Here is a 21,514-nt window from a genome sequence, read left to right on the forward strand (position 1 = left end):
TTCAGGCGGCCTTTGCCGTTTCCTCCGCGTGGCGACAGACATGGTCCCAGGCTTCGTCCGCCGTTTCGGTATAGTGGATGAGCTTCAGATCCCGGGGCGAAATCACCCCTTCGTCGGCAAGCGCCTGGAAGTTCACCACCTTCTCCCAGAATTCCTGCCCGAACAGCAGGATGGGAATCGGCGCCATCTTGCCGGTCTGCACCAGCGTCAGCAGCTCGAACAGCTCGTCGAACGTGCCGAAGCCGCCGGGGAACACCGCCACCGCCCGCGCCCGCATCAGGAAGTGCATCTTGCGCAAGGCGAAATAGTGGAACTGGAAGCTGAGCCCCGGCGTCACATAGGCGTTGGGCAACTGTTCGTGCGGCAGGATGATGTTGAGGCCGACCGAGGGCGCACGGGCATCGTGCGCGCCGCGATTCGCCGCCTCCATGATGGAAGGCCCGCCGCCCGAGCAGACGACATAGTCGCGCGGGCCGCCGATGTCGCAGTCGCGGCAGGACGCCAGGAAGGCGAGCTTGCGCGCCTCGTCGTAATAGCGGGACTTGGCGACCAGCCGCTCGACCACGGCCTTGCGTTCGGGCGTGTCGGCGCTGGCGCGCAACTCGTCGATCTCTTCCGGCCCGGGGATTCGGGCGGAGCCGTAGAAGACGAAGGTGGAGGCGATTCCCGCTTCCGCCAGAAGCACTTCCGGCTTCATCAGCTCCAGTTGAAAGCGCACCGGGCGCAATTCCTCGCGCAGCAGGAAGTCATTGTCCTGGAACGCCAGGCGATAGGCGGAATGTTCCGTCTGCGCCGTTGGGGTGGGGTTGGCCGCGAAATCCGCTTCGCGGGCGGCCGGCTCGAAAGGCCGGTGGGTGGTGATCTGCTCGTCCATTGTCCATCGATTTAGGCGCATGGGCAGGGAAATGCCACCTTGGCGGAGACGGACGGAGACGGAAAAACAGTCGGGGCCGCCGGCCTCGCGCCGGCGGCCCCGCTTTCAAAGCGCGATCGCTCAGGCGATGGCGGTGCGGCGACGGCGCATGGCGCCGCCGACCAGGCCGAAGCCGGCGATCATCATCGCCCAGGTGGCGGGCTCGGGCACCACGCCGCCGGGCTGGCCGGGGACATCCGGATCCTCGATGTCCACCGGGCCGCCGGAAGGCGCGAAGCTGGTGGAGATGTAGGAAAGGCGCGGACCACCGACATAATCCGCCACGTTGACCTGGCTGTAGAGAGTCACATCATTGCCGAGGAAATCGGTGAAGGTGCCGGTCGGCGCGATCGCCTGCGAGGGAACCGATGCCCAGTGGGCAAGAATGTCGGCCGGCGCCACACCCGCCTTGGCGTTCAGCAGTTCGGTCCCGGTGAACTCGCCGTCGGTCGACGGGCTGGTGATTCCGGAGAAGACGGCTCCGGCGAGCAGGCCGTTGCTGATATAGTTCACATCATATTGGAAGCCGGCATGGTCGGTGCCGAGAAAGATGCCGCCGCCACGGCTGGCCAGAGCATAGACCTGATTGACCGTGAGGTTGCCGCTGGAGTTGTTGGTGCCGGGGAAGATGGTCTCGGGAGAGAAGTTGATGCTGCGGATATAGAGATTGCCGTCATAGAGCAGGTTGTTCTTGCCGGCGGCGTAGAAATCCTTGACGGCCTGGAGATCGGCGGCGTTGAATATCTGCGCGGAGTTGGTCGCGTCCAACACGATCACGTCATAGCTGTTGCTCGCCAGATGGGTGGCAAGGGAGCCGCCGGTGAGGCTTGAGACATATGTGGCCTGGAACAGGCTGCCGCCGTCGAAAGCGGTCAGATAATCGGGTATTTTCTGCCGCAGCGCGTCGGGCGCCTGGCCGCCATAGTCCGGAGTCGAATCCCACCACAGCACGGAATATTGCGCTGCAGCCGCAGGCAGAGCGCCCAGCGCAAGTAGAGCGCCAGCGAGAAGCTTAAATTTCATGTCAATCCCTTTCCCTGTTAAGCAACAACACGAAATACACGAGAAGATATTCAGCAATAAACGTGCCACAATCATGTAAAATCTTTAACCATAATTTTTCAGCCGGTTGGCAACCTGGCTTCCGGTCTCCGCCAATCCGAAATGTAAAATTCTCCGACTGATCCGCCCGATCCGATCTGGTCAGCGCAGGCGGACGGCCGGCGGAGGGGCCTCTGCACCGGCCGCATTCCCGCCTCTTTCCTCCGAGGCTTTCCCTTGACCCGAGATGATTCCGCTTTATGAGCGGCGGCGGGCCACGCCGTCCCAACGCGGCGCGAGCTCTCTGAGAGGAGAGAATATGACTGTGAAGCCTGCCCCCGTGCGCGACGCGCACGAAAAGCCGCAACTGCGCCCCACACGTGCGCATTTCTCGTCCGGCCCCTGCGCCAAGCGCCCCGGATACGATCTTTCCACCCTCCCCACCGACAGCCTCGGCCGCTCCCACCGCGCCAAGATCGGCAAGTCGCGCCTGAAGGACGCGATCGAGCGCACCCGCGCCATCCTCGGCGTGCCCGCCAGCCACCGGATCGGAATCGTGCCGGCTTCCGACACCGGCGCCTATGAAATGGCGATGTGGAGCCTGCTGGGCGCCCGCCCGGTCACCGCGCTCGCCTGGGAAAGCTTCGGCGACGGCTGGGTGACGGACGCGGTGAAGCAGCTGAAGCTGAACCCCACCGTTTCCAAGGCCGATTACGGCCACCTGCCCGACCTTGCCGCCGTCGATCCCTCCCATGACGTGCTGTTCACCTGGAACGGCACCACGTCGGGCGTGCGCGTTCCGAACGCCGACTGGATCGCCGACGACCGCGAGGGCCTGACGCTGTGCGACGCCACCAGCGCCGCCTTCGCGCAGGCCCTGCCGTTCGAGAAGCTCGATGTCGTCACCTTCTCCTGGCAGAAGGTGCTGGGCGGCGAGGGCGCGCATGGCATCCTGATCCTGTCGCCGCGCGCGGTCGAACGGCTGGAAAGCTATACGCCGGCCTGGCCGCTGCCGAAGATCTTCCGGTTGACGAAAGGCGGCAAGCTGATCGAGGGCATCTTCGAGGGCGAGACGATCAACACCCCCTCCATGCTGGCGGTCGAGGATTATCTCGACGCGCTGCGCTGGGCGGAATCGGCCGGCGGCCTGCAAGGGCTGTTCGCCCGCGCCGACGCCAACGCCGCCGCGCTCAACGCCTGGGTGGACCGCACCCCCTGGGCCACCAACCTCGCCGCCGATCCGGCGACGCGCTCCAACACCTCGGTCTGCATCCGGATCGACGGCGCGCCGGAACTGCCCAAGGCCATGGCCACGCTGCTGGAAAAGGAGGGAGTCGCCTTCGACATCAATGGCTATCGCGACGCGCCGCCGTCGCTTCGAATCTGGTGCGGCGCCACCGTCGACACCGCCGATATCGAAGCCCTGATCCCCTGGCTCGACTGGGCCTATGCCACCGCGAAGGAGGCTTGAGACATGCCGAAGGTTCTGATTTCCGACAAGATGTCCCCCAAGGCCGCCGAAATCTTCCGCGCCCGCGGGATCGAAGTGGACGAGAAGCCCGGCCTGACGAAGGAAGAGCTGGCCGCCATCATCGGCGACTATGACGGGCTCGCCATCCGCTCCTCCACCAAGGCGACCGCGCCGATCCTCGACGCCGCGAAGAAGCTGAAGGTGATCGGCCGCGCCGGCATCGGCGTCGACAATGTGGACGTGCCCGCCGCCACCGCGCGCGGCATCGTGGTGATGAACACGCCGTTCGGCAACAGCATCACCACCGCCGAACATGCCATCGCCCTGATCTTCGCGCTGGCCCGCCAGTTGCCGGAGGCCGACGCCTCGACGCAGGCCGGCAAGTGGGAAAAGAACCGCTTCATGGGGGTGGAAGTCACCTCCAAGGTGCTCGGCCTCATCGGCTGCGGCAATATCGGCTCCATCGTCGCCGAGCGCGGGCTGGGGCTGAAGATGAAGGTGATCGCCTTCGACCCGTTCCTGACGCCGGAGCGCGCGCAGGACATCGGCGTGGAAAAGGTGACGCTGGACGAGCTTCTGGCCAAGGCCGACTTCATCACCCTGCACACGCCGCTGACCGACAGCACCCGCAACATCCTCTCGGCCGAGAATCTCGCCAGGACGAAGAAGGGCGTGCGGATCGTCAACTGCGCGCGCGGCGGCCTCATCGACGAGGCGGCGCTGAAGGCGGGCCTCGATTCCGGGCACATCGCCGGCGCCGCGCTCGACGTGTTCGTGGAGGAGCCGGCGAAGGAAAGCCCGCTGTTCGGAACGCCGAACTTCATCTCCACCCCGCACCTCGGCGCCTCGACCGACGAGGCGCAGGTGAATGTGGCGATCCAGGTGGCCGAGCAGATGTCGGACTTCCTGCTGACCGGCGGAGTCACCAACGCCCTCAACATGCCGAGCCTCTCCGCCGAGGACGCGCCGAAGCTGAAGCCCTATATGGCGCTGGCCGAGCATCTGGGCCACCTGATCGGCCAGCTCGAATCCGACGAGCTTCGGTCGGTGACGGTGGAGGTGGAAGGCGCGGCCGCCCAGCTCAACATCAAGCCGATCACCGGCGCGGTGCTGGCCGGGCTGATGCGCACCTTCTCCGACACGGTGAACATGGTGAACGCGCCGACCATGGCGCGCGACCGCAACATCGAAGTCGCCGAAGTCCGCCACGAGCGCGACACCGATTACCAGACGCTGGTGCGGGTGCGGGTGAAGTCGGCCGCCGGCGAGCGTTCGGTTGCCGGCACGCTGTTCGGGGCGGCGCAGCCGCGCCTCGTCGAGATCTTCGGAATCAAGGTGGAGGCGGATTTCGCCCCCGCCATGCTGTTCATCGTCAACGAGGACAAGCCGGGCTTCATCGGCCGGCTGGGCACGCGGCTGGGCGAGGCGGGCGTCAACATCGGCACCTTCCACCTCGGCCGCCGCGACGCCGGAGCGGAGGCGATCCTGCTGCTTTCGGTCGACTCGGCGGTCGATGAGGCGACGCTTGGCGATATCTGCCGTCTTCCGGGCGTGAAGACGGTGAAGTCGCTGAAATTCTCTTGACCGGAACCGCTTCCCTCCTGCCTTCGGGCTTCCGCGACCGGCTGCCGCCGGCCGCGGAAGCCGCGTCGGGGCTGGTGCGGACCGTGGTCGATGCCTTTGCCGCGCGCGGCTATGAACGGGTGGCGCCGCCGCTCGTCGAACATGAAGCCTCTCTGGCGCGCTGGCTGGGCAAGCCGCTGGGCGGCGCGCTTTTCCGCTCCTCCGACCCGGCGACCGGCGAAGCGCTGGCCATCCGGCCCGACATCACCGGGCAGATCGCCCGCATCGCCGTCACCAGGCTGGCAGCCGCCCCCAGGCCCTTGCGGCTGGCCTATGCAGGGCCGGTGTTGCGCGGCCGGGCTGGGCAATTGTCCCCCGAGCGGGAGCTGACGCAGGCCGGCGCCGAACTGATCGGAACCGACGGCGAATCCGCGCTCGCCGAACTGATCGCGACGGCACTGGAAGCCTTGGGCCGGGCCGGGGTGACCGGGCTTTCGGTGGACCTCACCACCCCCGAGCTGGTGCCGGCGCTCGCCGCCGGCCGCTGGCCGGTCGAGGATCCGGACGGGCTGCTGGCGGCGCTCGATGGCAAGGACTGGGGGGCGCTTTCCGGCAACGGGCGGCAGCCTTACCGCGCCCTTCTCGATCTCGCCGGGCCGGCGGAAACCGCCTTGCCCCGGCTGGCGGCGCTCGCGCCGGAACTGGCCGCCCGGCTGCAGGCGCTGATCGCGCTGTTGCCCGCCGTGCGCGTCACGATCGACCCGACCGAGCGCCACGGCTTCGATTACTATAGCTGGATGGGCTTCTCGCTGTTCGGGGAAGCCAATGGCGTGCCCCTGCGCGGGGAAATCGGCCGGGGCGGCGCCTATGCCGTCCGCCACCCGGATGGCCGGCGCGAGCCGGCGGCCGGCGTTTCCCTCTATGTGGACACGCTGGTGGACGCCGGGCTCGGCGCTTCCGCGCGGCAGCGGCTGTTCCTGCCGCTCGACACATCCGCTGAAACCGCCCACCGGCTGCGGGCCGAGGGTTGGGCGACGGTCGAGGCGCTTTCGGATACGGATTCGGCCGTCGGCTGCACGCATGTCTGGAATGGCGAGCAGGCTGTCGCTAAGGACTGACAGGAAAAAGGGACTTCAGGCGAACCGGCAGCTGTTCGACGCCCGCTCGGGCGGAAGACGGCGCGCGAATCGCGGCTCTCGAAGGATGGAATGTGGCAAACGTCGTCGTGATCGGCGCCCAGTGGGGCGATGAGGGCAAGGGCAAGATCGTCGACTGGCTGTCGGCGCGCGCGGATGTGGTGGTGCGCTTCCAGGGCGGCCACAACGCCGGCCACACGCTGGTGGTGGGCAATCAGGTCTACAAGCTGTCCCTCCTGCCCTCCGGCGTCGTGCGCGGCACACTTTCGGTGATCGGTAACGGAGTCGTCTTCGACCCCTGGCACTTCCGCGACGAGGTCGAGCGCCTGTCGGGCCAGGGGGTGAAGCTGATGCCGGAAGTGCTGCAGGTGGCCGAGAATGCGCCGCTGATCCTGCCCTTCCACGGCGATCTAGACGCGCTGCGCGAGGATGCGAGCGGCGCCGGCAAGATCGGCACCACCCGGCGCGGAATCGGCCCGGCCTATGAAGACAAGGTGGGCCGCCGGGCGCTGCGCGTCTGCGATCTCGCCGATCTGGAAGGCGCCGCGCCGCAGATCGACCGGCTGCTGGCCCACCACAACGCGCTGCGCGCCGGTTTCGGCGTGGAGCCGATCGACCGCGACCGGCTTCTGCGCGACCTCGCCGAAATCGCCCCTTCCGTTCTGCCCTTCGTCGCCCCCGTCTGGCAGACGCTCGCCACCAAGCGCCGGCAGCGCGCGCGCATCCTGTTCGAAGGGGCGCAGGGCGTGCTGCTGGATGTCGACCATGGCACCTACCCCTTCGTCACCTCGTCCAATGTGGTGGCGGGGCAGGCGTCGGCCGGTTCGGGCATGGGGCCGGGCGCCATCAACTATGTGCTGGGGATCGTGAAGGCCTACACCACCCGCGTCGGCTCCGGCCCCTTCCCGACCGAACTCGACGACGAGATCGGCCAGCGGCTGGGCGAGCGCGGCCGGGAATTCGGCACGGTCACCGGGCGCAAGCGCCGCTGCGGCTGGTTCGACGCGACGCTGGTGAAGCAGTCGATCGCCCTTTCCGGCGTGGACGGAATCGCGCTGACCAAGCTCGACGTGCTGGACGGCTTCGACGAGCTTCTGGTCTGCACCGGCTATGAGCTGGACGGGAAAGCGCTCGACCATTTCCCGGCCTCGGCCCGGCAGCAGGCCGCCATCCGCCCCGTCTACGAACGCTTCGAAGGCTGGAGCGAAAGCACGCAGGGCGCCAGAAGCTGGGCGGACCTGCCGGCGGCGGCAATCAAATATATCCGCCGCATCGAGGAGCTGATCGACTGCCCTGTGGCGCTGGTCAGCACCTCGCCCGAGCGGGACGACACCATCCTGGTGCGCGACCCCTTCCGCGACTGATATCAGCCCTTTCCGGCGAACTTCGCGAAGCCGGCGAGAAACCCGCGCAGCATCTCCTGCTGCTTCCCGTCGGCCAGCCCGCCTTCGGGGGTGAAGGCCAGATGCGCGCGCGACAGCAGGAACCGCCCTTCGGACCAGAAGCGCGTTTCCAGCGTGCGCAGCACCGGCAGCCAGGCGTTCTGCGACAGCAGCGTGCCGAAACCGCCGGGCGAGGCGCCGATCACCGCGAAGGGGCGGCCGCGGAAAACGCCCGCGCTGTCCTTCGGCGGGCGGCTGACCCAGTCCACGGCGTTCTTGAACACACCGGGGATGCCGTTGTTATATTCGGGCGTCACCAGCAGCACGCCATCGGCCTTGCGGATCGCATCCTTCAACGCCTCGACAGCGGCCGGGATGCCGTCGGCCTCTTCCACATCGCCATCGTACAGCGGGATGCCGTGCAGGGTGGCCGTAGTCAGCCGGCTTCCTTCCGGCATCAGTTCCGCCGCCAGATGCAGCAGGCGCGTGTTCAGCGACTCTTTGCGCAGGCTTCCCGAAATGCCCAGAATCTCGACCATCTTTCCACCCCGGCGTTAGAATCTGCTTCCGCCTGGAACATGCCACCGCCCATGCTGCCCTGCAACATGCAACGGGTTGCATGGCGCCAGCCGCGCCCTTACCGATTGGGCCATGCCAACCGCCCTCGCCCGCCTCTTCCGCCTCCTCGATGTCGAGGAAATCGAAGTCGATCTCTATCGCGGCGCCAACACCGACGCCGGCTGGTCGCGGGTCTATGGCGGGCAGGTGGTGGCGCAGGCGCTGGCGGCGGCCCAGCGCACCGTGCCCGAGGATCGGCCGGCGCATTCGCTGCACAGCTATTTCATCCGCCCCGGCGAACCCCGAATCCCCATCCTCTACAAGGTGGAGCGCGAGCGGGACGGCGCCAGCTTCACCACGCGCCGGGTCACCGCGATCCAGCACGGCCGCGCCATCTTCTCGCTGGCGGCGAGCTTCCAGATCCGCGAGCCGGGCTTCCAGCACCATGACCCGATGCCCGCCAGCGTCGGCCCGGAGGGTCTGCTGAGCGACCGGGAGTGGACGGAAAAAGCCGACGAGAAGATTCCCGAACCCTGGCGCTCGATCCTCGCCACGCGCGACCGGCCGTTCGAGTTCCGGCCGCTGCACCCCATCAACCCGATGAATCCGCGCGTGCTGCCGCCGGCCACGCAAAACTGGTTCCGGGCCGATGGCGAGGTGCCCGACGACCATCGCCTGCGCGCGGCCATCTTCGCCTATGCGACCGACATGACGCTGCTCGACACCTGCCTGCTGCCGCACGGCGTTTCCTGGACCGACCCGAAGCTGCAAAGCGCCAGCCTCGACCATGCCATCTGGTTCCACCAGGACACCGATCCATCCGAATGGCATCTCTACGACCAGCATAGCCCGGCGGCCTCCGGCGGTCGCGGGCTCAATATCGGAAAAATCTTCTCGCAACGCGGCCAGCTGGTGGCGACCGTCGTCCAGGAAGGGCTGATCCGCTACCGCGACTGACGCCGCCCGGACGCGCCACTCAGCGCCGCGCCGCGCAGGCTGGACATCCGCGCCTGCATGCGTTCCTGCTGCTCGGCGATTTCCGCCAGCAGTCCGGCCCGGTCACCCGCGCGGGCTTTCATCAGCAGCCTTTCCGCGAGTTCGGCGGCCGGGCCGCCATGCGGCGACCAGGCGAGCGGCTCCAATATGTTCGCAGCCTCGGGCAGGCGATTGGCGCGGGCGAGGGCCACGGCGGTATCCAGCACCACCTCTGTCACCTGCGGCGCCAGGTCATGGGCGCGCAGCAGCAGGTCCAGCGCATGGGTCGGCAGCGGCCGGCGCGCCGGCTGGTAAAGGCGCGCATAGGCGTGCAGCGTCCGCCAGTCATTCGGGGCGGCATCGAAGGCGCGGTCCAGAAATCTCTGCGATTCCGCAAGATCTTCCGCCGCCATCGCCCGCCAGCGCAGAAGGTCCGGGTCGTCCGGCTCCGCCACGAGCAGCCGGTCGAGGAGCGTCCGCGCCTCGGCCCGATTGCCGTTCTGCAACTCGACGAGGGCCAGCGCGCGGCTGGCCAGCGCATCCGGCCCGGCTGCCGCCGCGCGCGCCCGCACATCCTCGCGCGCCGCCTCGGTGCGGCTTTCCGGCAGCCCATGCTCCATCGACACCAGCCGCATCAGCAGGCTGCCGGCCGACGCCGGCAAGGGCTTGACGGCAACGGAGGCCGGCGTGCCCGCAGTGCGCGGCAGGCGGCTGAAGCTCGTCTCGTCCAGATAGCGGCGGAGCTTTTGCTGGAACCCCTGCAGATCCGGGTCGATATGGCTGCGGAAGGCTTCCACCGGATCGGCTCCGGCCGCCGTCGCCGTCAGATAGGCGACCAGCCGGTCGCGCATGCCCGGCGTGCGGAACAGATAATGGGTGAGAAGCCAGCTCTGGGCATAGAACATGGCGCTTTCGGAGTGGCGCTCCAGCGCCGGGGTGCGCGCCAGCAGCTTTTCCATGGGCAGCCACTCCGCCCCGGCCAGCCAGACGCCGCGATTGCCGCTGATCCGCCCGATCTCGATGGAATCCCGCCGGAAACGCGCGGTGGAGAAATATTCGGCGAATCCTTCCACATACCAGGGCGGATAGGCGACCCCGGCCGTGCCGAGCAGGAAATGATGGCCATATTCATGCAGCAGTATCTGCTGCCCGCCGAGCGCCGTGTCGGCGAGATCGTCATTGCCCTCGCCGGGATCGACCGCGATCACGGAAATCCGTCCGCGATCGGCGCGATAGAAGCCCGCGACATTGCCGCCGAGCTTCCGCCAGGGGGTGGCCTCCTGCAGATTCTTCACCAGGAAAACGTCCAGACGCGGCGCTCCGGCCGCCGGATGGCGACCGGTCCTGTCCTGCAGCAGGCGATGAAAATCCTCCAGCAGCGCGGCCTGCTCCACCAGCCGCTTTTGCGGCCCCTCGGAATAGACACGGAAATGCGCCGTTTCCGCCACCTTCCACCCAGCCAGCACAGGGGCCGGCAGGGCCAGCACCAGAAGCCACAACCATGCCATTCGCCAGTGCAGCATGGTGCAGCCTCGAGTCCCTTCCAGAATTTCCGCTACAGTTAACCAAGCCAGCCAGTCCGGGAAAGCGCGCACCGCCCTTGCAATTGTGAAGAAGTGCGAACCGCCTCACCCGGCCAGCATCGACCGGCCAGAATCTGTCGCCGCCTCTCGTCACCCCGGGCTTGACCCGGGGTCCAGCTTTCTTGGTCCAGCGCCTCGCCCGTGAAAAAAGCTGGACCCCGGGTCAAGCCCGGGGTGACGGATTGCGTTGTATCCAACTGAAGCCGGCTTAGCGAAAGCGCTCTTGCGCGAAGCGGGTTTGCCGCTAGCAAAGGCACATGACAGCCATTTTCAGCCTCATCAGATTCCTGGCGCTGGCAGCTCTTGCGCTGCTGGCCGCCGTGTTCATTGTCCGGGCGATCCAGGCGATGCGCGGGCCGCCGCTGCAATTGTGGCATACCGAAGCCCCCGATGAACCGTCGCCGGGCGAAATCGACAATATGGACTGGAAGGGCTGGCTGGCGCGCGAGCAACGGGTGTTCGCGCAGGTGAAATCGGAAGTGGTGGACAAGCTTCCGAAGGCGCAGCAGCTTGCGCAGAACCGCTATTGGGCCAACGCGCCGATGCACGCCCCGAAGCTGCCGACCGACTGGAACCGCAGCTTCGAACTGCGCCCCGCCGGCGAGCCCGCCGGCGTCGCCGTGCTGCTGCACGGGTTGACGGACGGGCCTTACAGCCTGCGCCATGTCGGCCTGCATTATCAGGCGCGCGGCTGGGCGGTGGTGGGCGTGCGCCTGCCGGGCCATGGCACCGTGCCCGCCGGGCTCACCAAGGCCAATGTCGAGCAATGGGAAGCGGCGACGAGGCTCGGCGTGCGCGAGGCGATGCGCGCGGCGCCGGGCAAGCCGATCCACCTCGTCGGCTATTCGAACGGCGGGGCGCTCGCCGTCGGCCATGCGCTCGACGCGCTGGAGAATCCGGCTCTGGGGCAGCCGCAGCAGATCGTCCTCGTATCGCCGATGATCGGCCTCACGCGCTTCGCCCGCTTCACCGGCCTTGCCGGCCTGCCGGCGATCTTCCCCGCCTTCGTGAACGCCGCCTGGCTGGATGTGATACCGGAATACAACCCCTTCAAATACAACAGCTTCCCGGTCAAGGCCGGAGCAGAAGCGCATCGGCTGACGAATGTGCTCGCGCAGAAGTTCGAAAGTGCGAAGCAAAGCGGCCGGGTGCAGAAAATGCCCCCAGTGCTGGCTTTCCAGTCCGCCGTCGATTCCACCGTCAGCTCGCAGGCGGTGGTTTCCGGGCTGTTCGAGCATCTGCCGGCCAACGGCTCGGAACTGGTGCTGTTCGACGTGAACCGCGCCGCCTATGTCGGCCCCCTCGTCCGCGCTTCGGCGGATCGGGCTCTTGAGGGCCTGCTGCCGCGATCGCCGCAGCCTTACCGCATCCGGGTGATCGCCAACGCCGCGCCGGGCAACGCGGAAACGGTGGTGCGCAGCTTCGAGCCCGGCGCCACCGGCTCGACCGACGCGCCGCTTGCGACGCCCTACCGCCGGGACTTCTTCTCGCTCGGCCATGTCGCCCTGCCCTTCCCGCTGTCGGACGGGCTCTACGGCGCCAACCCGGACCCGGCCGATGTGCAGGGCGTGTCCCTGGGCGCGCTCGCCACGCGCGGCGAGAATGGCGTGCTCAGCATTTCTCCGGCGGCGCTGGCGCGGGTCAGCTCCAACCCCTTCTTCCCCTGGATGCTGGAACAGATCGACACCCGGATGCAGCCCGCGGCATGAGCGCCATCGCCCTGATCGAAGCGGGGATCGACCGGCTTTCCGGCTTCGTCTTCGCCACCGTGCCCATCGGCGGCGTGGAGGTGCAGCTGGTGGTGCTGTGGCTGGCGGTCGCCATGGTCTTCATGACCTTCTGGCTGGGCATCCCGCAGGTGCGCGGCTTTTCCGAAGCCTGGCGGATCCTGCGCGGCCGCTACTGGGACCCGAGCGCCCCGGGCGAGGTTTCGCAATTCGCGGCGCTGACCACGGCGCTTTCGGGCACAATCGGCCTTGGCAACATCGCCGGCATCGGCGTGGCGCTGACGGTGGGCGGCCCGGGCGCGATCTTCTGGATGTTCGTGATCGGCCTCTTCGCCATGGGCCTGAAATGCGCCGAGGTGACGCTGGGCCTGATGTTCCGCGAGGAGCTGTCATATGGGCGGGTGCGCGGCGGCGCCTGGGTGACGCTGGAGCGCGGCCTCGCCTCCATCGGCCTGCCGAAGCTGGGGCGCGGGCTGGGGCTGTTCCATGCCTTCCTGATGATCGGCGGCTCGCTGTCGCTGTTCCAGGTGAACCAGGCCTTCCCGCCGGTCGCCCAGCAGTTCGGGGTGGAAAGCCGCCTCGGCTTCGGCCTGTTCTTCGCCTTCATGGTGGCGCTGGTGCTGCTGGGCTCGATCCGCTGGATCGGCCGCGCCACATCGGTGCTGGTGCCGGCGATGAGCCTCATCTTCATGGCCGGCTGCCTCACCATCCTCTTCGCCGGTTTCGAGCGGATTCCGGGCGCCATCGGCCTCATCGTCTCGGAAGCGTTCACCGCCGAAAGCGCCTTCGGCGGCATGCTGGGCGCCTTCGTCACCGGCATGCGCCGCGCCATCTACAGCTGCGAGGCGGGCCTCGGCACCGCGGTCGCCGCCCATGCGCAGGCGAAGACGCGGCAGCCGGCCTCCGAAGGGCTGGTGGCGCTGATCGAGCCGTTCATGGACACGGTGGTGATGTGCACCATCACCGGAATCGCCTTCGTGGTGGCCGGCACCTGGGATCCGGCGACCAACGGCGGCCTGCAGGGGGTGGAGATCGCCACCGCCGCCTTCGCCACCATTTCCAGCTGGTTTCCCATGCTGCTGGCGGTGGCGGTGTTCCTGTTCGCCTATGCCACCGTCATCGCCAACGGCTTCTATGCGGCGGAAGCCTGCCAATATCTGTTCGGCCATGGGCGCAAGCGGGAACTGGCGGTGAAGGCCGCCTTCTGCTGCATCCTGCCGCTGGGGGTGATCCTGGAAATGGGCAAGATCGTGGACTTCGTGGACTCGGTCTATTTCCTGATGGCGGTTCCGAACATCATCGGCCTCTATCTGCTGGCAAAACCCTTGCGGGCCGAAATGCAGCGCTATTTCCATGAACGGCAATTGGGGAACTGAAAATGGCCGAGAAGCTGACCACCGCCCATGTGCGCGAAAATGGCGACAGCCGCTATTCCGTGGCCATCCAGGTATCCGGCCATGACCTGCTGGGGGACGAGCCGCAGGATTACGCCGGTGGCAAGGATCTGGGGCCAGCCCCCTATGACCTGCTGACGGCGGCGCTGGGCGAATGCACCGCCATGACCATCCGCTGGTATGCCGAGCAGCAGAAATGGCCTCTGGAGCATGTGGAAGTGACGCTGACGCACCAGAAGGGCGGCGAAGGCGCCAGCAATGCGCGGCAGGACGTGTTCACCAAGCGGATCAGGCTGCAAGGCCCGGACCTGACGGCGGAACAGCACAGGAAGCTTATCGAGATTGCCGCCAAATGTCCGGTGCAGCGCACGCTGGAGGGAACGCCGCTGATCCGAACGGCGGAAGAATAGAAAGCCGTTCATCCGCGGTTCCGCCGGATTGTTCCAGGAATGCGCCATCCGCGAACCATCGCCAGGGACATTCCTTCATGCAGCGATCCAGCCGCTTGCCTCGGCGGGCGAATCTCATGCTTGCGTCTTTCCTCTGCCTTCCCCTGCTGGCAGGTGGCGGATGGTATGCGGCGTCGCCCTATTACACCGTGCACGCCATGCAGCGGGCCGCCCTTTCAGGGGATGTCGAGCGTTTTGCCGCCCATGTCGATTTCCCGCAACTCCGCGCTTCGCTGAAATCCGCCATTCGGGCACGCCTCGCCGCCGAGGCCGAAGCCGCACCGCCGAATTCGCTGCAAGCGCTGGGGATCGGGCTGGCGATGGGCTTTGTCGACCAGATGGTGGAAAGCGCGCTGTCGCCGGAAGCCATGGGGCTTGCGCTGGCATCCTTGCAGGCCGCCGGCGAATGGTCCGCGCCCGTGGGCCTGGAAAGCCTGGCCCTGCTGGCGGCCCCGCAACTGGAAATCGAACGCGAGGGCCTCGAGCGCTTTCGCCTGCAATTGGCCGAAGGCGAGGGACATCCGGCCCTGCTGTTCCGCCGCGACGGCCTTGGCTGGAAGCTGGACGGCGTGGACCTGCCGCATGCCCGGCCGCCGGCAGCCGGCGCCTGACAGGCTTCAGGTGGATATCCGGCCCGACTTCCGTTCCCAAAGCCATTCGTGGATATAGAAGACGACGGCCTGAACGGTGGGTTCCAGAAAGCCGATGGCCATGGCCACGGACAGGCTGCCCGTCAGCAAATAGGCGAGCAGAACTGCCACGGTGATATGCACGCACCAATAGCTGGCGGTTTTCGCTATACGGCGCATACCCTGGTCCTTCGAAGCTAGACGCGACTGGGCGCCTATTGCCCGGCGAATCTGGGTTCTGCCAACCATTTTTGCAACTGATTATCAGTTGGGAAATCAATATGCGGCGCGGGCGGAACCTGAATTCGGCTTTGCCAGCTTTGGCCGACCGCTAGAGGCCCGCCACGATAGGCAAGCCTTACACACCGCTGCCGTCTGGTACCCCCGGCCGGACTCGAACCGGCAAGCCTTGCGGCATCCGATTTTGAGTCGGACGCGTCTACCAATTCCGCCACAGGGGCCTGTCGCAGGCGGATTGCGCTAGCCGTTCGCCCAGCAAAAGAAAAGGGGCGGCGCAATATTGCACCGCCCCCTTTTTTTGAGATCAGCGGACCTCTCAGAGGCCGCGGAAGCTCAGACGCGCCCCAAGCCGAACCTGCCAGATCGAGATCGTGGACGAGTTGGTGAGCGAAGGGTTGCGAACGTTGGAGTAGATATATTTGCTGCCGTCCGCGTTCAGGGCCACGTTGGCGACGGTTGCATAATAGGGGAAGCTGACCTGGCGCAGCGAACCCCAATCCTTGTTCAGCATGTTCAGGACGTTTTCGAAGTCCGCGAACACTTCCACCTTGCCGCTGAAGACGAACGGGATTTCCTGGCTGATGTGCAGGTCCAGCTTGTTCCAGCGCGGCGAGCGGCCGATGTTCTTCGGCGCGATCTTGCCCTGATACCCCTTCAGATCCCCGTTCAGCACCAGGTCGCGCATCTTCTCATAGTCGGCCGTCGTCGCATATTGCACGAGCGGATCGGCCGTGGCGGACGACACGTCCGGCACATAGACCAGATAGCGGTTGTTGGTGCCCGTGGTGCCGAACACCGCCGAGCGCCCCGAGGTCGAGTCCTGGAAGGTGTAGCTGTAACGCTGACCCGAGGTCGAGTTGAAGAACAGGTCGATCCGGCTGACATTGTCGCCGAACAGCTCCTTCTGATAGCCGACGCCAAGCCGCCAGGCGTTGTCACGCTGGTAGTTGGAGATGCCATAGGCGGAGTGGTTCGGATCGATCGCCGCAGCGTTGCCGAAGTTCGAGCCTGCCGTGGACGAAGTGGCGGAGCTGACATCCCGCACGCGCTGCCAAGTATAGGCGCCGTTCACGTCAAGACCGAAGTCGAACCGCTTGTTGAAATGACCGACGATGTTCCAGCTATAACCCTTGTCGGTGTTGTAGATCAGCAAGTCCTGGTTGTTGCTGCCGGTGACTCCGGCCATATACTGCGGGCGACCGTCGGGCAGGAACTTGCCGTTCGGGGTCGAGCGCAGGTCGGTCCAGGTCCAGGCGTCCTTGACGCGCGACCAGACGACATCGGCACCGAAGTTCCAGTCATCACCCAGAGCGCCGAGGTTCGCCTCATAGTTGACCGAGCCGGCGACGCGCCATTGCGACGGCAGGCGCAGACTCGGGTCGATGGCGTTGGTGGCGGCGAGAGCCGGGCCGGCGGTGCGGAGCTTTTCCAGCAGGGCATTGGGAATGCCCGTGCCGCCGGTCACACCGTTCAGCGTCGCCGCACCAAGCGCCTGCACTTCTTCCGGCGTCAGGCCACGAATGTCGCTGATGGAGAACGTGCCATTGGCCGTCCGCTGGATGGTGCTGCTCGCCAGCAAGGGGCCGGGGTTCGAGAAGCTGTTCGAAAGCCAGACGTTCGGGCTGCCGCCGGCGAACAGGCCGGCAGACAGCCTTGCGGTCAGGCGATCGGTCGGCCGCCAGTTGGCGCCGAAGCGCGGCTGGAACACGCCGCGGCCATTCAGCGTCGACGTGTTGGTGAAACCGTAGCGATCGGTGAAGGCCTGGTTGAAAGCCGGCCGGTCGCCCATTTCGTAAAGGTCGTAGCGAAGGCCGAACTGCAGCGATAGATCGGAGGTCGCGTCCCACACATCCTGCGCGCCGAACGTCCAGGTGGTGGCCTTGAAGATCGCAGCCACATCGTTGATATCGCCGCTCACCGGAGTGGCAATGAAGAGGCTGTTCGCACGCTGGGCTTCCAGGTCCGCGAGAGAATCGAAGCGCCAGTTGCCGGAGACGTTTTGCGCGAAGAGATTGTTATAGTCCTGCTGGCGGCGCTCCACGATCAATTTCACATCATGGCGATCCTGCCGGTAGCGTGCCTGCAGTTCGGTTCCGAGCGTCTTCACCGTCAGTTCGTTAGCCTGCCGCGAGACGTCGGGACCGAATTGGATACGGCCAACGCCGCCAGCGCAGTTGGGTGACGTAGTTCCAACCGTCGGTGTATCGGTCAAGCAAACCTGGAACTGGCCGAAATCCCGGCCATTATAGGGCGATTGCAGGCGCTTGTAATCATTGTAGCTCACGCGAACCTGGGTCGAGAAGTTGGACGACCAGTCCGAGTTGAGTTGGCCGACCCAATAATGGTTGATCGAGCCTTGCGAATAGTTGTTCGATTGCAGCGACAGCGTCGGGTTGCTCGCCCCGACCTGGTTCGCACTGGTCTGGCCCGCAAGCAGATCGCCCTTGGAATAGATGTAGGTGAAGGCTGCCCGGTGGTTGTCGGTGATGTTCCAGTCGAGCTTGACCGCCAGCTTCTTGTCGTTCTCGTCCACCGATTCCGCGACATCCATCGCATCGTAATTGTAGACGCGGTTCGCGATTTCCTGAACCTTCGTCACATCCGCGCGGGTGACGGCCGCGAGTGTGTTGGCGAAATTCTCGCCAGCCGGGCCGACATCGGACGGCGTCTTGTTCTGCATCTGCTCATAGGTGACGGCGAAGAAGAGCTTGTCCTTGATGATCGGACCGGTCGCCTGCACGCCCCACACCGTCGACTTGTAGTCGCGATCGACGCGGATGTCGCGGGTGCGGGTGCCGCCCAGCTTGTCCGACGTGTAGGAATAGAAGCCGGTGAAATTATACTCGTTGCCGCCGGACTTGAGAACGCTGTTGACGGCGCCCCCCTGGAAATTGCCCTGCTGGATATCGGCCGGAGCGACTTCCACCGAGAATTCGCCGATCGCGTCCAGCGGAACCGGACCGCGCGACGAGGCGAGACCGCCGGCCTCAAGGCCGAAGGGGTCGCCAAAGGCGATGCCGTCCACGGTGATGCGGTTGAATCGGTTGTTCTGACCGGCGATCGAAATGGCGCCCGTGCCGTTCGTCGGGTCCAGCGACACCATCGGGTCGCGAGCCGCGAGCTGGCGAACGTCGCGGTTGATCGAAGCCACGCCAGCGATGTCGTTGGCCGACAGGATCGTCGCCGGGCCGCTGGCGAGCGTGACGTTCGAACGGCGCGAGGCGGTCACTTCGATCGTCTGCCCCGCCGGAACCAGAGTGACGGCGATGCGCTGCGGCTGGCCGGCCGCAAGGCTAGAAATGGTGGCCTTGGCTTCATCGAAACCGTCGGCGGAAACTGTCAGATCATAAGGACCGCCGACCCGAAGGTTCGGAGCGGAGAAGGTGCCGGTGGCGTTCGTCGTCTGCACCGAGCGGGTGCCCGACGGCGCGTGGGTGATGGTGACCGTCGCGCCGGCAAGCGGGTTGCCGGCGTCGTCCTGCACTTCGCCGCGAATGGTGCCAGTTACTTCCTGGGCGTGCACCGATGTGGCCGCCAGCGCGAGGACGGAAGCCGACGCGCCAAGGCGGAGACCCGCCAGCAGCATGGAAGTGAGCCTGAGTGCCATAGATTTTGAACCCCTGCGTATTGGGACGGATGTTGGGTCGCCCGATCTCCCGGCCGGGAAACGGCGACTCGCCAGCCACGAAAAAACCGTAACGAGCGATCGGGAGCGCCATTGGTCCGACACCATGACATTTTTGTTGCATCGCTGCGTCGAACCGATGAAGCCTGACATTCCGCACGCGGATTCCTGTGTCCGTTGCAGTGCAGCAACAGTTTCTTACAACTATTTGAAGGCCGCGATTTCGCAGCAGACGCTGCCCTGCCCCAAGGCGTGGAAGCCTGAACCGCGTGGTGGGTGGTGAGGGTTTCGAACCCCCGGCCCTCTCGGTGTAAACGAGATGCTCTACCGCTGAGCTAACCACCCACATTCGGTCGTTCCGCCTTTTTCTGGCGCGTTTGCGCTGCTACGCCAGTTCCGGCTCGATGCAAAGGGAGAGATATGCCGCTGAACCATGAGCGCCTGACGGCCATCGAAGGTTTTCTGAAATCCAGCTATCTGGAGCCTGCCCGCCTGCCCGGAACGCTGGTGCGCGTCCTGCATCGGGGCGAAACCGTCTATTCGAACGTCCAGGGCCATGCCGACATCGCCAGCGGCCGCCCGCTGGCCGACGACACGATCTTCCGCATCTATTCCATGACCAAGCCCATCACCTCCATCGCGCTGATGATGCTGGTGGAGGAAGGAAAGCTGCAGCTCGACGACCCGGTGCATCGCTATATCCCCTCGTGGAAGCATCTCCAGGTCTATGAAGGCGGCACGCTGAAGACCGGCTGGAAGACCGGCGCGCCCGCCCGGCCGATGCTGGTGATCGATCTCCTGCGCCACACCGCCGGGCTGACCTATGGCTTCCAGCTCAACGGCAATGTCGACGCCGCCTATCGCCAGCTCGGGATCGGCGAGATCGAAAAGGGCGATATGACGCTGGAGCGGATGATCGACCTGCTGGCGGACGTGCCGCTGGAATTCTCTCCCGGAGACTGGTGGAACTATTCCGTGGCGACGGACGTCGTCGGCTGGCTGGTGCAGGTGATCGCCGGCGAACCCTTCGAGCAGTTTCTGGAGCGGCGCATCTTCCGCCCGCTGGGCATGGTGGACACCGGCTTCCACGTCCGCGAGGGCCAGTCCCACCGGCTGGCCACCTGCTACCAGCCGAACCCCAAGGGCGGGCTCGACGTGCAGGATCAGGCCGAGACCTCGTCCTTCCTGGAGGCGCCCAACTTCATTTCCGGGGGCGGCGGGCTGGTTTCGACCGCTGACGACTATCTGAAGTTCGCGGAAGCGCTGCGCACCGGCAAGCCGCGCCTCGTCGGCCGCAAGACGCTGGAGCTGATGACGGCGAATCACCTGCCCGGCGGCAAGGATCTGCCGCAGCTTTCCCGCTCCGCCTTTTCGGAAGCCGCCTATGAAGGCGTGGGCTTCGGCCTGGGATTCGCGACGACCACCGGCATCCACAAGACGATGGTCGCCGGCAACAATGGCGATTATTTCTGGGGCGGCGCCGCTTCCACCTTCTTCTGGGTCGACCCGGCGGAGGAAATGACGGTGCTGTTCCTGACGCAGCTCATTCCGTCCTCCACCTGGCCGGTCCGCCGCCAGCTTCGCACGCTTGTCTATTCGGCGGTCGAGTGAAGTGGGGCCGTCAGGCCTTGGGGAAAACCTGGCGCCAGGCGGTCACCGCGACGCTCGCGAACAGGCCGGCCCTAGCGTAGGGGTCGTCGGCCGCGAAGGCGACGGCGGCGCGGCGGTCCGGGAATTCCATCAGCAGCATGGAGCCGATCGGAGTCCCCTCGTCGTCCAGCAGCGGCCCGGCCACCACCACCTGCTCCATCGCGCTTTCCAGATAGGCCAGATGCTCAGCGCGCGTGGCGGCGCGCAGCGGCTGCTGCATGGGTTTGTCGATACAATGGATCGCGTAGACGGGCACGGGCGGTTTATTGGCATGGCTGGAAAGACGGGTCCAGCCGTTCGGGCAAGAAATATGAACGCCTTTTCCCATTACTCCGCCTGAACATGGCGCGAGCGGCTGGTTTCTGGCCGATGGCGACGGGCCATGTTATCGAGGCCCGATGCATATTCCACCCGGTTTTCAGGAACGGGATCCGGCCGTCGCTTACCGGATCATGCGCGAGGCGCGCCTGCCCACGCTGGTGACCGCGACAGCGCAAGGCCTTGCAGCCACGCCTCTGCCCTTGTTCCTGGACGAGAAGAAAGGGGAGAAAGGCACGCTTTACGGCCATCTCGCCCGGGCCAATCCGCAATGGAAGCAGGCGCCGGCTGGCGAGGCGCTGGTGATCTTCACCGGAGCGCAAGCCTATGTCTCCCCCTCCTGGTATCCCTCCAAGCTCGAGCATGGGAAGGCCGTTCCCACCTGGAATTACGAAGTCGTGCACGCGCATGGCCCGGCTCGGTTTTTCGAGGATGAAGCCTCGCTGCTGGCCGTTGTGGAGCGGCTTTCCGACCTGCATGAGCAGGCGCGCGAGCGGCCATGGACGCTTGCCGATGCGCCCGGAGACTATATCGCAAAGCTGCTGCGCGGGATTGTCGGCGTCCGGATACCGATCACCCGCATCGAATGCGCCCGCAAGATGAGCCAGGACCGCTCCGCCCGCGACAGACATGGCGTGGCCGAAGGGCTGGCGCGAAGCGAACTCGCGACCGACCGGAAACTCGCCGGCCGGGTCGCTCTGGACTGAGTGGACGGGCTGTGCGGACAGGCTCTGCGGCAGCCTCCGGTTGCAGCGATCGGATGGGGATAAAACTTGACGCATGGGGTGGCGGGAGCTATGGGCCGCGCTTCGATTTTCGCTCGGCCCAGCCGCCGGGTTTCACGACACGAGTTAGATTCA

18 protein-coding genes and 2 tRNA genes are annotated in these 21,514 nt (G+C 66.0%); 11 read left to right on the forward strand and 9 right to left on the reverse strand.

Annotated features, from left to right (window positions below; translation table 11 throughout):
- Position 1 precedes the first annotated feature (1 nt).
- Positions 2–874, reverse strand: coding sequence for an LOG family protein (locus L6Q21_RS16265; RefSeq protein WP_237831803.1), 873 nt, complete (start codon positions 872–874; stop codon positions 2–4).
- A 120-nt stretch (positions 875–994) separates the two neighbouring features.
- Positions 995–1,936, reverse strand: coding sequence for a PEPxxWA-CTERM sorting domain-containing protein (locus L6Q21_RS16270; RefSeq protein WP_237831804.1), 942 nt, complete (start codon positions 1,934–1,936; stop codon positions 995–997).
- A gap of 337 nt (positions 1,937–2,273) precedes the next feature.
- On the opposite strand from L6Q21_RS16270, the gene L6Q21_RS16275 reads away from it, so the two are divergent.
- The 4 genes from L6Q21_RS16275 to L6Q21_RS16290 all read left to right on the forward strand — a co-directional run bounded on the left by L6Q21_RS16275 (position 2,274) and on the right by L6Q21_RS16290 (position 7,488).
- Positions 2,274–3,425 carry a phosphoserine transaminase gene (locus L6Q21_RS16275; protein WP_237831805.1) on the forward strand — a complete coding sequence of 384 codons (1,152 nt, stop codon included), beginning with the start codon at positions 2,274–2,276 and terminating at the stop codon, positions 3,423–3,425.
- Between the two features lie 3 nt (positions 3,426–3,428).
- A complete protein-coding gene (gene serA, locus L6Q21_RS16280; RefSeq protein ID WP_237831806.1) occupies positions 3,429–5,009 on the forward strand; it encodes a phosphoglycerate dehydrogenase in 1,581 nt (526 codons plus the stop codon).
- Complete coding sequence (locus L6Q21_RS16285) at positions 5,006–6,106, forward strand: ATP phosphoribosyltransferase regulatory subunit (RefSeq protein ID WP_237831807.1); 1,101 nt, start codon at positions 5,006–5,008, stop codon at positions 6,104–6,106. Before serA ends, L6Q21_RS16285 begins: the two co-directional genes overlap by 4 nt.
- A gap of 92 nt (positions 6,107–6,198) precedes the next feature.
- A complete protein-coding gene (locus L6Q21_RS16290) occupies positions 6,199–7,488 on the forward strand; it encodes an adenylosuccinate synthase (RefSeq protein ID WP_237831808.1) in 1,290 nt (429 codons plus the stop codon).
- Between the two features lie 2 nt (positions 7,489–7,490).
- Here the strand turns inward: L6Q21_RS16290 and L6Q21_RS16295 are convergent, their stop codons facing one another.
- Entirely contained in the window at positions 7,491–8,045 is a 555-nt protein-coding gene (locus L6Q21_RS16295; RefSeq protein ID WP_237831809.1) for an NADPH-dependent FMN reductase, read from the reverse strand.
- A gap of 112 nt (positions 8,046–8,157) precedes the next feature.
- Between L6Q21_RS16295 and L6Q21_RS16300 the strand changes: the two genes are divergently transcribed.
- Complete coding sequence (locus L6Q21_RS16300; protein ID WP_237831810.1) at positions 8,158–9,021, forward strand: acyl-CoA thioesterase; 864 nt, start codon at positions 8,158–8,160, stop codon at positions 9,019–9,021.
- On the opposite strand, the gene L6Q21_RS16305 is transcribed toward L6Q21_RS16300, so the two are convergent.
- The gene (locus L6Q21_RS16305; protein WP_237831811.1) at positions 9,009–10,547 is read right to left on the reverse strand and encodes a tetratricopeptide repeat protein; all 1,539 of its coding nucleotides are present in this window, start codon (positions 10,545–10,547) and stop codon (positions 9,009–9,011) included. The two genes, L6Q21_RS16300 and L6Q21_RS16305, sit on opposite strands and share 13 nt — an antisense overlap.
- A gap of 332 nt (positions 10,548–10,879) precedes the next feature.
- Here L6Q21_RS16305 and L6Q21_RS16310 point away from each other — a divergent pair, with 332 nt between their 5' ends.
- From L6Q21_RS16310 to L6Q21_RS16325, 4 genes are all read left to right on the forward strand, one after another.
- Positions 10,880–12,331, forward strand: coding sequence for an alpha/beta hydrolase (locus L6Q21_RS16310; protein WP_237831812.1), 1,452 nt, complete (start codon positions 10,880–10,882; stop codon positions 12,329–12,331).
- A complete protein-coding gene (locus L6Q21_RS16315) occupies positions 12,328–13,725 on the forward strand; it encodes an alanine/glycine:cation symporter family protein (RefSeq protein ID WP_237831813.1) in 1,398 nt (465 codons plus the stop codon). The genes L6Q21_RS16310 and L6Q21_RS16315 overlap by 4 nt, the downstream gene beginning before the upstream one ends.
- Positions 13,726–13,727: 2 nt before the next feature.
- Complete coding sequence (locus L6Q21_RS16320) at positions 13,728–14,153, forward strand: OsmC family protein (protein ID WP_237831814.1); 426 nt, start codon at positions 13,728–13,730, stop codon at positions 14,151–14,153.
- Positions 14,154–14,269: 116 nt separating this feature from the next.
- On the forward strand, positions 14,270–14,803 hold the full coding sequence (locus L6Q21_RS16325; RefSeq protein WP_237831815.1) for a DUF2939 domain-containing protein: 534 nt from the start codon (positions 14,270–14,272) through the stop codon (positions 14,801–14,803).
- A 6-nt stretch (positions 14,804–14,809) separates the two neighbouring features.
- Here L6Q21_RS16325 and L6Q21_RS16330 read toward each other — a convergent pair whose 3' ends face one another.
- The 4 genes from L6Q21_RS16330 to L6Q21_RS16345 all read right to left on the reverse strand — a co-directional run bounded on the left by L6Q21_RS16330 (position 14,810) and on the right by L6Q21_RS16345 (position 19,031).
- Positions 14,810–15,001 (reverse strand): DUF2061 domain-containing protein, encoded by a 192-nt coding sequence (locus L6Q21_RS16330; RefSeq protein ID WP_237831816.1) that lies wholly within the window; start codon positions 14,999–15,001, stop codon positions 14,810–14,812.
- Positions 15,002–15,197: 196 nt separating this feature from the next.
- Positions 15,198–15,282 (reverse strand) — tRNA-Leu (locus L6Q21_RS16335).
- A gap of 95 nt (positions 15,283–15,377) precedes the next feature.
- Positions 15,378–18,668, reverse strand: coding sequence for a TonB-dependent receptor (locus tag L6Q21_RS16340; RefSeq protein WP_237831817.1), 3,291 nt, complete (start codon positions 18,666–18,668; stop codon positions 15,378–15,380).
- A gap of 288 nt (positions 18,669–18,956) precedes the next feature.
- Positions 18,957–19,031: transfer RNA gene (locus L6Q21_RS16345), tRNA-Val, on the reverse strand.
- A 75-nt stretch (positions 19,032–19,106) separates the two neighbouring features.
- Between L6Q21_RS16345 and L6Q21_RS16350 the strand changes: the two genes are divergently transcribed.
- Entirely contained in the window at positions 19,107–20,297 is a 1,191-nt protein-coding gene (locus tag L6Q21_RS16350) for a serine hydrolase domain-containing protein (protein ID WP_237831818.1), read from the forward strand.
- 10 nt (positions 20,298–20,307) lie between these two features.
- On the opposite strand, the gene L6Q21_RS16355 is transcribed toward L6Q21_RS16350, so the two are convergent.
- Complete coding sequence (locus tag L6Q21_RS16355; protein WP_237831819.1) at positions 20,308–20,592, reverse strand: YciI family protein; 285 nt, start codon at positions 20,590–20,592, stop codon at positions 20,308–20,310.
- Positions 20,593–20,734: 142 nt separating this feature from the next.
- Between L6Q21_RS16355 and L6Q21_RS16360 the strand changes: the two genes are divergently transcribed.
- A complete protein-coding gene (locus L6Q21_RS16360; RefSeq protein WP_237831820.1) occupies positions 20,735–21,361 on the forward strand; it encodes an FMN-binding negative transcriptional regulator in 627 nt (208 codons plus the stop codon).
- Positions 21,362–21,514: the final 153 nt, after the last annotated feature.

Source organism: Sandaracinobacteroides sayramensis (genome assembly GCF_022014495.1).
GTDB classification, from domain to species: domain Bacteria; phylum Pseudomonadota; class Alphaproteobacteria; order Sphingomonadales; family Sphingomonadaceae; genus Sandaracinobacteroides; species Sandaracinobacteroides sayramense.